This is a genomic window from Staphylococcus sp. McC-251-APC-3A2, assembly GCF_009695665.1.
Lineage (GTDB): Bacteria > Bacillota > Bacilli > Staphylococcales > Staphylococcaceae > Staphylococcus > Staphylococcus cohnii.
Genome location: NZ_VUNO01000003.1, coordinates 187,759 through 202,429, shown reverse-complemented (window position 1 = coordinate 202,429; position 14,671 = coordinate 187,759). Strand labels below are relative to the sequence as shown.

General features: G+C 34.0%; 12 protein-coding genes. 8 read left to right on the top strand and 4 right to left on the bottom strand.

Annotation, left to right across the window (positions count from 1 at the left end):
* Nucleotides 1-621: 621 nt before the first annotated feature.
* On the bottom strand, nucleotides 622-1,371 hold the full coding sequence (gene hemQ / locus FYJ81_RS08575) for a hydrogen peroxide-dependent heme synthase (RefSeq protein ID WP_154409560.1): 750 nt from the start codon (nucleotides 1,369-1,371) through the stop codon (nucleotides 622-624).
* Between the two features lie 172 nt (nucleotides 1,372-1,543).
* Here hemQ and pta point away from each other — a divergent pair, with 172 nt between their 5' ends.
* From pta to FYJ81_RS08545, 6 genes are all read left to right on the top strand, one after another.
* Nucleotides 1,544-2,530, top strand: coding sequence for a phosphate acetyltransferase (gene pta, locus FYJ81_RS08570; protein ID WP_154409559.1), 987 nt, complete (start codon nucleotides 1,544-1,546; stop codon nucleotides 2,528-2,530).
* Complete coding sequence (locus FYJ81_RS08565; protein WP_119535738.1) at nucleotides 2,530-3,369, top strand: lipoate--protein ligase family protein; 840 nt, start codon at nucleotides 2,530-2,532, stop codon at nucleotides 3,367-3,369. The genes pta and FYJ81_RS08565 overlap by 1 nt, the downstream gene beginning before the upstream one ends.
* Nucleotides 3,370-3,913: 544 nt before the next feature.
* Complete coding sequence (mvk, locus tag FYJ81_RS08560; RefSeq protein ID WP_107383641.1) at nucleotides 3,914-4,837, top strand: mevalonate kinase; 924 nt, start codon at nucleotides 3,914-3,916, stop codon at nucleotides 4,835-4,837.
* A gap of 4 nt (nucleotides 4,838-4,841) precedes the next feature.
* Complete coding sequence (gene mvaD / locus FYJ81_RS08555) at nucleotides 4,842-5,825, top strand: diphosphomevalonate decarboxylase (RefSeq protein WP_119517529.1); 984 nt, start codon at nucleotides 4,842-4,844, stop codon at nucleotides 5,823-5,825.
* Between the two features lie 12 nt (nucleotides 5,826-5,837).
* Nucleotides 5,838-6,914, top strand: a complete 1,077-nt coding sequence (locus FYJ81_RS08550) for a phosphomevalonate kinase (RefSeq protein WP_107383643.1) — start codon at nucleotides 5,838-5,840, stop codon at nucleotides 6,912-6,914.
* Between the two features lie 440 nt (nucleotides 6,915-7,354).
* Complete coding sequence (locus tag FYJ81_RS08545; protein ID WP_107383644.1) at nucleotides 7,355-7,693, top strand: DUF1450 domain-containing protein; 339 nt, start codon at nucleotides 7,355-7,357, stop codon at nucleotides 7,691-7,693.
* Nucleotides 7,694-7,864: 171 nt separating this feature from the next.
* Here FYJ81_RS08545 and FYJ81_RS08540 read toward each other — a convergent pair whose 3' ends face one another.
* The 3 genes from FYJ81_RS08540 to FYJ81_RS08530 are packed head-to-tail and all read right to left on the bottom strand — an operon-like array spanning nucleotide 7,865 to nucleotide 11,559.
* Nucleotides 7,865-8,647: a glucose 1-dehydrogenase gene (locus tag FYJ81_RS08540; RefSeq protein WP_107383645.1), complete on the bottom strand. Its 783-nt coding sequence runs from the start codon at nucleotides 8,645-8,647 to the stop codon at nucleotides 7,865-7,867.
* 19 nt (nucleotides 8,648-8,666) lie between these two features.
* Nucleotides 8,667-9,914 carry an MFS transporter gene (locus FYJ81_RS08535; RefSeq protein WP_107383646.1) on the bottom strand — a complete coding sequence of 416 codons (1,248 nt, stop codon included), beginning with the start codon at nucleotides 9,912-9,914 and terminating at the stop codon, nucleotides 8,667-8,669.
* Nucleotides 9,915-9,963: 49 nt separating this feature from the next.
* Nucleotides 9,964-11,559 (bottom strand): xylulokinase, encoded by a 1,596-nt coding sequence (locus FYJ81_RS08530; protein WP_119517530.1) that lies wholly within the window; start codon nucleotides 11,557-11,559, stop codon nucleotides 9,964-9,966.
* A 275-nt stretch (nucleotides 11,560-11,834) separates the two neighbouring features.
* On the opposite strand from FYJ81_RS08530, the gene FYJ81_RS08525 reads away from it, so the two are divergent.
* Both FYJ81_RS08525 and FYJ81_RS08520 read left to right on the top strand, forming a co-directional pair.
* A complete protein-coding gene (locus FYJ81_RS08525; RefSeq protein ID WP_119517531.1) occupies nucleotides 11,835-12,815 on the top strand; it encodes a ketoacyl-ACP synthase III in 981 nt (326 codons plus the stop codon).
* Nucleotides 12,816-13,421: 606 nt separating this feature from the next.
* Nucleotides 13,422-14,357: an aldo/keto reductase gene (locus tag FYJ81_RS08520; protein ID WP_107383649.1), complete on the top strand. Its 936-nt coding sequence runs from the start codon at nucleotides 13,422-13,424 to the stop codon at nucleotides 14,355-14,357.
* The last annotated feature ends 314 nt before the right edge of the window (nucleotides 14,358-14,671 follow it).

Here is a 14,671-nt window from a genome sequence, read left to right as displayed (position 1 = left end):
GCAAATATGTTTCAAATATTTCAAATAGGTTAAAATAGTATTAGTTGACTGTTACAAAATATTGAGTAGCGACAATGTTTAACAGTTAACCCTTAAATTAAGTAGTGATTAAAGTTCTCCCAAACACACTACATTCAGACAGGCACACTTGGAATAAAACAAGTGTGCCTTTTAGTCGCTCTTCTTTCTACGAAGTAGAAAGTTAGAGCGACTTATGCATGCGAAGCGCAGGCGAACCAAGCGAAACGAAGTAGAAAGTTAGAGCGACTTATGCATGCGAAGCGCAGGCGAACCAAGTGAAACGAAGTAGAAAGTTAGAGCGATTGATGCATGCGAAGCGCAGGCGAACCAAGTGAAACGAAGTAGAAAGTTAGAGCGACTTATGCATGCGTATTATCGGAACATTTGTCTTCAGAAGCTCATTTTTCAAATTTAAACGTAGTTATTGAATTATATAGCTATTGTAATTGTATTAAACATGAAAAACAAAATTGCTGTATGATTGGAAAACTTAGATTTGAGGCACAATACTACTTATATATGGATGAAAAATAAAAAATGATATATATAAACACCCCTCCATTTTAAATGAAGGGGTGTGAGGAAAGAATATAACGATATTTATATTTCAAAAAGTGTTGGTAAACTATCTTTTGTAATAATGTTACCTACATAGAAACTACCAAAATCACCGTAACGTGCTGTCGTTTCGTCAAATCTCATTTCAGAAACAATTTTTTTGAATTGAAGTGGATCATCTGCAAATAGAGTAACACCCCATTCGAAATCATCAAAGCCCATAGAACCTGTGATAAATTGTTTGATTTTACCAGCATATTGACGACCGATTTTACCGTGATTGTACATAAGTTCTTGTCGGTCTTCTAGTGATAACATGTACCAGTTATAAGTTTCATTACGACGTTTGTCCATAGGATAGAAACAAATATATTCGGATTGTGGTAATTCTGGGTACAATCTTGGTTTGATATGTGGATTTTCGTAAGGATCTTCGTCGGATTTTCCTGCTAAATAATTGCCTAATTCAATAATAGAAACAAACGAATATGTCGGAATTAAAAAGTCTGTGATTCTCAATTTATTGAATTCATTTTCAAAAGCATTTAAACCTTTTAATTCAGGACGCAATGCCCATAAAAGAATATCTGCTTTTTGACCAGTAATATTATAAAATGCATGATCGCCTACATGGTTAGTACGCGCTTCTTCGTGTTTATCTAAAAATGCTTGTAACTCTTCAACTAACGTTTGACGTTCGTTTTCTGGGACTAGACGTAAACTAGCCCAATCTATAGCATATAATAAATGTAAACTATACCAACCATCTAAAGTTTCTGGCGCTTGTGGCATATTGAATCGCTCCTTTATGAAATAATTCTATATCTACACTGAAAATTCTATCATAAAGGTAACTATAAAACATAAGTAAATGATTACAAATTGGTGACATGGAATTCTATAAAAAAATGACGTATAATAGTAATGGAAAAAATAATAGTATTAAAAATTTGAGGAGGCCCATATGTCTTTATTAGATGTATTACAAGAGAAATTGTCAGGAAAAAATGTGAAAATTGTTTTACCTGAAGGAGAAGATGAACGCGTATTAACTGCGGCAACACAATTACAAAGTACGGATTATGTAACACCGGTATTATTAGGTAATGAAACAAATGTTAATGCGTTAGCTAAAGACAAAGGTTTAGATATTTCGAACTTAGAAATTATCGATCCTGAAACGAGTGAGTTGAAACAAGAGTTAGTGTCAGCTTTTGTTGAACGTCGTAAAGGGAAAGCAACTGAAGCCCAAGCTCAAGAAATGTTAAAAGACGTAAATTACTTTGGTACGATGCTAGTATATACTGGTAAGGCTGAAGGTTTAGTAAGTGGTGCTGCACATTCTACAGGTGATACAGTTCGTCCGGCACTACAAATTATTAAAACAAAACCAGGTGTAACTAAAACATCAGGTATATTCTTTATGATTAAAGGTGAAGAACAATATATCTTTGGTGATTGTGCAATTAACCCTACATTAGAAGCACAAGATTTAGCTGAGATTGCAGTAGAAAGTGCAAAATCTGCGCAAAGTTTTGGCATGTCACCACGTGTAGCAATGTTAAGTTTCTCAACAAAAGGTTCTGCAAAATCAGATGATGTTGAAAAAGTTTCAAATGCTGTAACGTTAGCACAAGAAAAAGTTGAAACTGATCAACTTAAAGATGTAGTTATTGATGGAGAATTCCAATTTGATGCTGCAATTGTACCGGAAGTTGCTAAGAAAAAGGCACCAGATGCACAAATTCAAGGCGATGCAAATGTATTTATTTTCCCAAGTTTAGAAGCAGGTAATATTGGATACAAAATTGCGCAACGTCTTGGTGGTTATGATGCAGTAGGCCCAGTATTACAAGGTCTTAATTCACCAGTAAATGATTTATCTCGTGGTTGCTCAATAGAAGACGTGTATAATTTATCAATCATCACTGCTGCGCAAACATTACAATAATGGATCTAGCAAGTAAGTATTTTAATAGTGCCACTTGGCGTTATGTAGACCATTCTTCTGGATTAGCACCGATGCAGTCATTTGCATTTGATGATACTTTGTCAGAAAGTGTCGGAAAAGACTTATCAAGTAGTGTGGTACGTACTTGGATACACCAACATACAATCATTTTGGGTATCCATGACTCAAGGTTACCGCATTTGCAAGATGGTATTCGCTATTTAACTGAAGAACGAGGGTATAATGCGATTGTGAGAAACTCAGGTGGTCTAGGTGTCGTACTAGACCAAGGTGTACTCAATATATCACTTATTTTTAAAGGCAAACATGACATTACGATTGATGAAGCATTTTCAGTCATGTACTTATTAGTGGCAAAAATGTTTGAAGATGATGATGTTGAAATTGAGACCTACGAGATTGAACAATCATATTGTCCAGGGAAATTTGATTTAAGTATTAACAGGAAGAAATTTGCCGGTATTTCACAAAGACGTGTTCGAGGTGGCATAGCTGTCCAAGTATATCTATGCGTTGAAGGAGATGGCAGTGAACGTGCTGCATTAATGAGAGCATTTTATGAACGCGCATTACAAGGTGAAAGTACTAAATTTGAATACCCTGATATTGATCCTCAATGTATGGCGTCTTTATCGCAATTATTAGGCAGAACGATAACAGTTCAAGACGTGATGTTCCAGTTGTTATATGCGTTAAAAGATTTAGGCGCTAATTTGACAATGGATGATATTACGGATGATGAGTGGCAGCGATATGAAGGTTATTTTGACAAGATGATTGAACGCAATGCTAAAGTTAATCAAAAAATGGACGAATGAGACAAAGACTAGAAACGATACATTGTATTCGTTTTTAGTCTTTTTATTTATAATTACATAATGGAAGATATTACTATTATTTGTTGAATTATAGTAATTAAATAAGTAATATAGTGAAAGTATACGTTAAAAATCAAAAATAAATTAATAAAATAAAGTGAAGTTTTTGAATAATAGTTCATCGCGTTTTATAATAAAAAAGTATTGTTTATAATTAGTAGCAGGTATTAACTTTTTGCTCATTTTGTTCAATTTTGATACAAATTTTAAAAAAACTATGGCTCGAGTCGTATGTCAATATATGAAATTTGTGAGATAATATAATTTGATTTGTGTAAAATTGATTGAGTTGTGTAAAAAATGCACGTAATTTCTTCTTGATTAAAAATGAAAAGATATGAATACGCTAGCTAAATACTATTAAACACAGAATTTCCTGGGAAATGTTAAGATAACTAGGAATGAAATTAAGATTAACAAAAAAATCGCGGTGCAAAGCATATATTATTTAAATTTAAAGAAAATACTAAAGGTGATTGAAAATATGGCACAACAAGGTTATGGGGAAGCGAATGGCAAGGTGATTTTAATAGGTGAGCACGCGGTGACATTTGGAGAGCCTGCAATTGCGATTCCATTTACGACAGGAAGAGTGAGTGCATTAATTGAATCTTTAAATGTGACTGAATCTTCCTATATCAAAAGTGAAGTTTATGACGGTGAATTGGCTTACGCACCGGAACACTTAAAATCAGTAATAACGAGATTTATTGATAAATATGATATTGAAACACCCATAAAAGTTTCTATAGATACGAACTTGCCACCATCGAGAGGTTTAGGATCTAGTGCAGCAATGGCAGTTGCATTTGTACGTGCGAGTTTTGATTATATAAATAAACCTTTAACAGATGCAGTATTGATAGAGGAAGCAAATTGGGCAGAACGTATAGCGCACGGCAAACCAAGTGGCATAGATACACAAACCATAGTATCTAACAAGCCAGTTTGGTTTCAAAAAGGTGAAGTTACTACCTTGAAACCATTAGACTTAAATGGATATATGGTTGTAATAGACACTGGTATTCGTGGTTCAACGAAACAAGCAGTAGAAGATGTACATAATTTATGTAAAGCAGATAGCGGGTATCTTAGCTTTGTCGAACATATCGGCAAATTGGTACATGAAGCGCGAGATTCTATAGAACACCATAACTTTGAACAACTTGCTACTGTCTTTAATTTGTGCCAAGAAAATTTAAGAACACTCACTGTTAGTCATGAAAAAATTGAACAGTTGTTAGAAGTTAGTGAAAAACAAGGCGCGATTGCTGGTAAATTAACTGGAGGAGGTAGAGGCGGAAGTATGATCGTTCTCGCTTCTACTTTAGAAACGGCTGAAAAAATTGTGGAAAGTGCGCAATCATTGGGTGCACATCATACTTGGATTGAATATTTAGGAGGTTAGTAAGGTGGTTAGTAGTGGCAAAGCACGTGCACATACAAATATTGCACTGATTAAATATTGGGGGAAAGCTGATGAAGCCTATATTATTCCGATGAATAATAGCTTGTCGGTAACATTAGATCGTTTTTATACAGAGACTAAGGTAACTTTTTCTGAACAATATACGAAAGATATATTGATTTTAAATGGACAAACAGTAGATGATTCTGAAGCAACTAAAATACGTCGTTTTATGGATATTGTTAGAGATCTGGGTAAAACATCTATGTACGCACATATCGAAAGTGATAATTTCGTACCAACAGCTGCAGGTTTAGCCTCATCAGCAAGTGCTTATGCCGCGTTAGCAGCAGCATGTAATGAAGCTTTAAAACTTGGTTTAACGGGTAAAGAATTATCTAGACTTGCCCGAAGAGGATCAGGATCAGCCTCTAGAAGTATTTATGGAGGTTTTGTAGAGTGGGAAAAAGGTTATGATGATACAACATCATACAGTTTCCCGATTGATGCAGATCACTGGGAAGATGATTTATCTATGATATTTGTAGTAATCAATAATAAAACAAAAAAAGTTTCCAGTCGTGCCGGTATGTCACATACGCGTGATACATCTCGTTTTTACCAATACTGGTTAGATCACGTAGATGAAGACATAGCGTCAGTTAAACATGCGATTGATGACAAAGATTTTAAGTATTTAGGAGAAGTTATCGAAGAGAATGGTTTGAGGATGCATGCAACAAATTTAGGTTCACAGCCTCCTTTTACATACATGGTAGAAGATAGTTATTTAGCTATGGATATTGTACATCAATGTCGTGAAGCTGGTTATCCTTGTTATTTTACAATGGATGCAGGGCCCAATGTTAAAATTTTAGTAGAAAAGAAAAATCAACAGGCAGTTATTGATGCACTACAAAAATCATTTAATGATGATCAAATTATTGCAAGTGACATTACACGTACAGGTGTTGAAATTATTGAGTAAGGAAGAGATAACATGATTCAAGTAAAAGCGCCAGGTAAGCTCTATATTGCAGGTGAATATGCTGTTACTGAACCTGGATATAAATCTGTATTAATAGCTGTTAATAGATTTGTAACAGCTTCAATTGAGGATTCTAATGCTCCAGAAGGTACAATCCATTCAAAAACGTTACATCATGAGCCAGTTACCTTTCAAAGAGAAGAAGATAAGATAGTCGTATCTGATTTACATGCAGCAAAACAATTAAAATACGTTATCACAGCTATAGAAGTTTTTGAGCAATTTGTGAGCAGCAATCACATTGACTTAAAACATTTTAATTTAACGATAGATAGTAATTTAGATGATGCTAATGGTCATAAATACGGTTTGGGTTCAAGTGCAGCGGTACTAGTATCTGTAGTAAAAGCTTTAAATGAATTTTATGAAATGCATTTATCAAATCTTTATATTTATAAACTTGCAGTGATTGCAAATATGAAATTACAAAGTTTGAGTTCTTGTGGGGACATCGCTGTCAGTGTATACACAGGCTGGCTTGCTTATAGTACATTTGATCATGAGTGGGTATCACAGCAAATTGAAGATACATCTGTTAATGAAGTATTAAATAAAAACTGGCCAGGTTTACATATTGAACCACTACAACCACCAGAAAATATGGAGGTTTTAATTGGATGGACAGGATCACCTGCGTCTTCGCATCATTTAGTTAGTGAAGTAAAACGTTTGAAATCCGATCCTACGTTTTACGGAAAATTTTTAGAACGTTCTCATGCTTGTGTAGAGAAATTGATTCATGCCTTTAAAACCAATCATATCAAAGGTGTACAGCAAATGATTCGTATGAATCGTGAAATTATTCAATCTATGGATAATGAGGCTACAATCGATATTGAAACTGCACATTTGAAAGTGTTATGCTCTGTAGCTGAAAAATATGGTGGTGCTGCTAAAACATCAGGTGCAGGTGGCGGCGATTGCGGTATCACAATTATTAATAATGAAGTAGATAAACAATCAATTTATAAAGAATGGTTAGAAAATGAAGTGAAACCGTTAGAGTTTAGTATTTATCATGGGCAATAAGCTTGAAGGAAAGGGATAAGACAGAAACCCAATTTTTAAATGGTTACATTGTCTTAACGGACATGGATAGTTAGAGTTGATGCTTTACTGAGCTGAATCTCATGTACAAGACTTACTAAATCAATAAATTGAGAAGTGCAACGGCTGTGACAATTAATTTGTCCAGCCTCTTTTTGGTTTGATTTTTATAATAAATGACAGAAAAGCATATAGCAAAAGTAAGTATCATAAACGTTTAATTATATGCTTTCATGACCATGTTATATACTTTTGAGGAAGAACTTGAAAAAATGCCTAAATAGAGTAAAATAATTAAAGTTGTATTTATCATTATAAACGTATTAATGTGGCTTTGGATAGGCAATTAAGCGCATATTTTACATAGAATAATAAAAAAATGTGTTAATCATTTATGAATGGAAAGGTGAGGATGATTGATTTTGCAAAATAAATTTTTAATCTGCGATGATTGTCAGGGCGTTAATTGTAAATCTTTGGAGAAAAAACTAACAAAATTAGATCCTAATGCAGAAATAGAAATTGGTTGTCAATCGTATTGTGGACCTGGTCGACGTAAAACTTTTGCATTTGTTAATAATCGCCCATTAGCAGCCTTGTCTGAAGATGAGCTTATGGAAAAAATTGAAAAACAATTGCAAAAACCAAGGGATCCGGAAGAGGAAGAGCGTCTTAGAAAACGCAATGAGGAACGTAAAAGACGTAAAGAAGAACAAGATCGTAAGCTGAAAGAAAAATTAGCTAAGAAGAAAAGCAAATGATAGACACTCAAATTGTCACATATGAAATGATTGAACTGCGCGATGTAGTTCAATCTTTTTTTGTACTACTGAATAAAAAACACTTTCGTTCATTTCACCATTAAATATGAGTATTGAACAAAAGTGTTTTTTTGATTTTATTGAAATCAGGATCATATATGTTATTAATTTTTAAAGTGCTGTATAACCACCATCGATTGTGAAGACACTACCTTGGGCAAATGAAGAAGCGTCTGAAGCAAGATATACAACGATGCCACCGAGTTCATTTGGTGTGCCTGGTCTACCCATAGGTGTGAATCCCATCCAGTCTTCAATCATTTCTCCACCTTGATCAAAGAATGGTTTCGTAAGTTCTGTTTTCATATAACCTGGAGCTATTGTATTGACTTTAATATTATATTTTGACCATTCCATAGCTAAACTTTTCGTCAACATAATGACACCTGCTTTAGAAGCATTATACGAACATTGTTCTTGTGGTTTATTAGCAATTAGTCCTGACATAGAGGATGTATTAATGATAGAGCCATAGCCTTGTTTAATCATTACGCGACCAACAGATTGGGCAACTAAGAAAATGCCATTTAGATTTAAATTAATGACTTTATTCCAATCTTCAAATGACATTTCTTCAGCTTTTGCGTTAATTGTCATGCCAGCGTTATTAACTAAAATATCAATTTTATTAAATTGTTTTGTAACTTCTTCAACCATTTGATTTACAGCATCTGGATTTGTGACATCCACTTTTAGTGCAATCGCTTCTACATTTTCAGTTTCACTAATTTCTTTAGCGGTATTATCAGCTATCTCTTCATTAATATCTGCAATAACGATATTAGCACCAGCTTGAGCCAATGCGGTAGCCATAGCTTTGCCTAAACCCATAGCACCTCCTGTTACAATTGCTACTTTTCCATCTAATTTGAATTGTTCTAATATATTTGTCATGTTCAAACACCTGTCCTTTTTAATGATTTGGTTGGTTAACTTTCATAAAGAAAGTCAGTATAAATCCTATAAAATAAATGATTGCATAAGTCCAAATAGTTAGTACAGGGCCTCCTATTGGTACTGTTAAGGTTGCGATTGCTGGACCAACAAAGTTACTTAAGCCAGCGGATAAGTTATGAATAGAAACGGCGGCGCCTTTATGATTTGGTTCTAAAATAGGGAAAATGGCTGACATCGGGACAAATGCAGCGACAGCAAAACCGAATACAATCGCCACTGCACCGGCAACCCAAATGTTGGGGCCAGTCCATATTGGTAAATAGTAAAATGCTAATGTAGAAATCACCATTCCTATACAACCAAACCAACGAACTTGGCGTACCCATCCAATTTTATCTCCAACCACACCCCAAAATAGGTTAGTGAATATGGTTACGATATACATTAAGCCCCAAATTCTCAACCATTCTGATGTAGTGAATCCTACAGTATCAGTGAATACGATTGGCATGATGACTACAAGTCCAAACAATGCTAATTGGTTAATGATTCTAACCACACAAGCAATAGCAACTTGTGGGTTTTTTAAAATTGTTATACCTTTAGCGAATTCAAACAATATCTCTTTTGGTGTTAGTTTATCAGTTTCTTTCTCAGAACCTTTCCTATCTTTAACTAAGAACATAGCCATTAAACCACCGATTAAAATGAATATTATGGATGACCATAATGTCCCCATAAATCCAATCCAAGGTATTGTAAAACTAGGTAGATAGGTTCCTAAAAACCCGATACCTACGGAATACATTGCCCAGAACCAACCCATAGCTGAAGCTAGGCGATGTTTTGGAGCTGAATATGTAATCCAGACGACAAAGCTATAGATAAACATCGGATAGGCAAACCCTCTAATACCATACATAATTAACATCATCGGATAACTATGTTGCTCTAGTCCTAAAGTTAAAAATCCTACATGAAAAACAATCCAAATGATAAACGCAAGCGCCATTATTTTTCTCGGACTAAATATTTCAGCTAAAATACCAGAAAGCCAAGATGCAACTGCAACAATAAGACCGTAAAGTGTTAAGACTGCAGATGCTTGCTGCGATTCAAATCCAATACTAACAATATATTTTGATAAAAAAGCTTGTTCAATACCATCGCCAGTCATGAAAATAGCAACTGCGATATAACCCCAAATTAAAGTTATCGGTAAGCCTAAAAATTGCTTAGAGTTATCTGTACTTAGTGTATTCACAAAAATCTCTCCTAATCTTTAAATATGATTTCTAAAATGTTAATCGTGTTTAAATATATTCATCTATCTGTCTTTGGAGAGGTAATAATGCTTTAAATCTTTGAATATAATTTCTAAAACTTTCAATATCCTGTGGTTTGGGATTTAAAGTGATTTGATCAGTGTTATCAAAAGCTTTAACGTTTAAGTAATTGGCCAAATTTGTATATTGGTTTTCTAATAAATAACGGGATAATATTGCGATACCCCATGCGCCTCCTTCACTAGCAGTCTTCATAACACTTACTGGCGATTCTAATGCTGCAGCTAAGAAGGATTGTGCGATTTTGTCTGTTTTAAAAATACCACCATGCCCTAACATGCTATCAATTTGAATATTCTCTTTTTCTTTTAATAAATCTATGCCAATTTTCAAAGTGCTAAAGGCACTGAAAATATGTGTCTTCATAAAGTTTTCAATATTAAATGCACTATCAACATGACGTAGAAACATCGGATAACCTTGATTGACATCTGTTATGAATTCTCCAGAAATATAGCCATAGGATAATAGTTTCCCTAAGTCTTCATCTCCGCTAAAAGCGCTTTCAAATAACTTAGTGAAAAGTTCATTTTTATCATACTTTACATTCATGAGTTGAAAAACTTCCTCAAACAAATGAACCCAAGCATTGATATCAGATGTACAGTTATTAGCATGTATCATTGCAACATCATAACCATCAGGTGTTGTTACAATATCAACTTCGGGATATACATTGACAATCGGTTTTTCTAGTACAATCATTGAAAATATGCTAGTTCCGGCTGAAATATTTCCTGTTTTTGGTGCTACACTATTGGTTGCTACCATGCCTGTGGCAGCATCTGATTCTGGTGCACACATTGGACATCCTGACTCCAATTCACCATTTGGATCGATGAGTTTAGCGCCTGTTTCTGTTAAATAACCGGCAATTTGTCCAGCTACAATAACATTTGGTAACATATCGCTAATGTCTTGTGTATAACCTAATTTTTGAAATAATGAATTAAAGCGTTTTAATAAATCTTGGCGAAAATACTTACGTTCGCTATCAATTGGGAACATGCCAGATGCATCTCCTATACCTAATACCTTTTTGTCTGTTAAATACCAATGAACATATCCAGCAAGGGTAGTTAGATAACTAACTTGTTTGACATGCGCTTCGCCATCTATTGCTGATTGGAATAGCTGAGCGATGCTCCAACGTTCTGGTATATTAACTTTAAAATCTTCGCGTAATTGTTGTGCAGCTTTGTTCGCATTGTTATTACGCCAAGTTCTGAAAGGTACTAACAAATCATCGTTGTCATCAAAAGCTAAGTAACCATGCATCATACCACTAATGCCTAGAGAAGCTAAGGATTTAAGTTGAGTATGATAGTTGTCTTTAATTGATTGTGACATTTCAGAATAACTTTTTTGGATGCCTACCCATACATCATTAATGGAATAAGTCCAATAGCCATTTTCATATTTGTTCTCCCATTCAAAAGAACCTGTTGCAATTGTTTCACAATTAGGTGCGATAGCAATTGTTTTTATCCGCGTAGAGCCTAATTCAATGCCTACAGATAGTTGACCAGATTCAACCAAGTGCTTGATATCATCACTTTCCATTTTGTTGCTCCTTTATTTTAAATAATGTAAACGCTAACAGAAATGAATAATAATTCAAAAATTATGAAAAGTCAATTAAAGATTATTATATTTTTAGTTCATATGATAAATTATAAATGATTATTTAAGATGTTATTTATATTAATTTTACTTTGGAAGTTATTATAGTTTATATAGGTGTTGGATTGATTGTGTTATCATTCGTTGTAAGATGAGTATGATTAAAATAGGATTTTGAAATTTCAAGGTTACAGATTGATAAAAGGAGTTATGATATGAATTCATTTGCAAAAATTACTGCGCAAGGTGCTTATGTACCAGAGAAAATAATGGATAATCAGGATTTCGAGAAGATTGTTGATACTTCTGATGCATGGATCCAACAAAGAACTGGGATTGTTGAAAGAAGAATCGTAGCTGAAGATGAATATACGAGTGATATCAGTTATAAAGCAGTGTTGGATTTACAAGAGAAATATCAAGTGGAATTAAATGATGTTGATATGATCATCAATGCTACGTTGACACCAGACTATAAAACACCTAGTGTCGCATCTTATGTGCAAGCGAAATTAGGATTAAAAAATGCAGGGGCTATTGATATTAATGCAGCTTGTGCAGGTTTTGCCTATGGCTTGAATATCGCTAATGGTCTAATTACTTCTGGCCAAAATAAAAAAGTGTTAGTCATTGGCGCAGAAACATTATCACGAATTACAGATTACACAGACCGCAATACGTGTATATTGTTTGGAGATGGTGCAGGAGTATTTTTAGTAGAATACAGTGAAGATGAAACGAGCTTTATATCTAGTAGTGCTGGCTCGGATGGCGACAAAGGACATCATTTATATTGTTCGGAACTTTCTCATACAATGTTTGGCGAAGATTTACAAAATCCTGGCCATATTGTACAAAATGGCCGTGGGGTATATAAATGGGCTGTCGGCAATGTCCCAAATATTATTGATGATACAATGCGTGATACGAATTATAAAAAAGAAGATATAGATTGGTTTGCACCACACAGTGCCAATGCCAGAATGATAGAATCAATATGTGAAAAGGCAAATCTATCAAAAGATAAGGCGTTAATGAGTCTTAAATATTATGGTAATACGTCATCGGCAACGATACCGTTATCGATTGACATAGCCGTTCAAGCACATCAACTCAAAAAAGGTGATCTCATGTTATTAGTTGGGTTTGGTGGTGGATTGTCATATGCGTCTACATTAATTAAATGGACACTTTAAAAATGTATCACAACAATCAAATAAACAATGATTCAAAAGTAGGATGTACATACATTGCATCCTGCTTTTTTCAATTGTAATCATTCTTATTAGGGAAGCGATGAAATCTTTTTAATAAAATTAGCTTTCTGTCCAATCTCAATAATGCTTAAATTTTTGCAACTTAATTTTCAAGCATTTTACTTCAAGGTTTCATCGAAAACATGCTAAATTTTGAGTAGAGGTTCAAAAGTTATTCAACAACTTAATGTAGTTATTTCACCACGACGTGTTAAATCATATATGTTTAGAATGAGTCATGTTAGCGATATTTGAAATAACTGAATTACAAGACGATAAATGATTTAGAGTCACTAGTTAACACAATAAATCGTCACGCTGACTTATGAAGTGAATCTGAATATTTAGGTTATGTACATTTATACTATGTGATAACCACGTTATTAAACTGAATGAAAAAGGGTAGAGATATATTATAGTATTCAGCAGTTCATACGTTTGTTGATTGTACGGTCTTACTCTCTTTCAAACAAATGTATACAAAAACACTTTGAGCCAGAGATTCTATAAATATTTCAAAATTAAAATATAAGGAGTTGGATTGTTTTGACGGAAAAAGTTCAATTAGGAAAATCAAATGTAACAGTATCACCGATTGCTTTAGGTACAAACGCTGTTGGTGGACATAATTTTTATAATGATTTAGATGAAGAAAAAGGTAAAGAAACAGTTCGTACTGCAGTGAGAAATGGTATTACATTGTTAGATACAGCATATATCTACGGTCCAGAACGTTCTGAAGAATTGGTTGGAGAAGCGGTTAAAGAATTTGCTAGAGACGAGTTTGCTATTGCCACAAAGGGTGCACATTATTTTGATGAAGATGGTAATGTGAAAATGTCTAATGACCCAGAATTTCTTAAAGATCAGGTAGAAAAAAGTTTAAAACGTCTTCAAGTAGATTATATTGATTTGTATTATATTCATTTTCCAGACGACACTACGCCTAAAGATCAAGCAGTTGCCGCATTAAAAGATTTAAAAGATGAAGGCAAGATTAAAGCTATCGGCGTTTCTAACTTTACATTAGATCAACTAAAAGAAGCGAATAAAGATGGCTATGTTGATGTTGTACAAATGGAATATAATTTGCTAAATCGTGAAAATGAAGATGTGTTTGAATATACAAAAGAAAATCAAATTACATTTATTCCATATTTTCCTTTAGTATCAGGTCTTTTAGCCGGTAAGTATACTGAAAATACACAATTTGATGATATTCGTGCTAAGAATCCAGAATTTCAAGGGGAAAAATTCAAAGAAAATTTAGCGAAAATTGATGAGTTAAGAGATATTGCAGATAATCATAATGTAGATGTTGCACATATTGTACTTGCATTCTATTTAACCCAGCCTTCATTGGATGTCGTGATACCTGGTGCAAAACAACCACATCAAGTCGTGGATAATTTAACGACGTTAGAGGTTAATTTAACTAAAGAAGAAATTGAAAAAATAAACGAATTATTTCCTAGAAAATAATACAATGTGTCTAGGACGAATCAATGATGTCCAGACTGTTTCAAATTGTCAGTAGATGACTTAATTGAAAATTTTAGTCCCACTTCACAATTTATTGGGTTAGTGGGACTTATGCATGAGCTAGCTCAGGTAATCCTTGAATCACTTCACAATTTATTGGGTTAGTGGGACTTATGCATGAGCTAGCTCAAGTAATCCTTAAATCACTTCACAATTTATTGTGTTAGTGGGACTTATGCATGAGCTAGCTCAGGTAATCCTTAAATCACTTCACAATTTATTGTGTTAGTGGGACTTATGCATGAGCTAGCTCA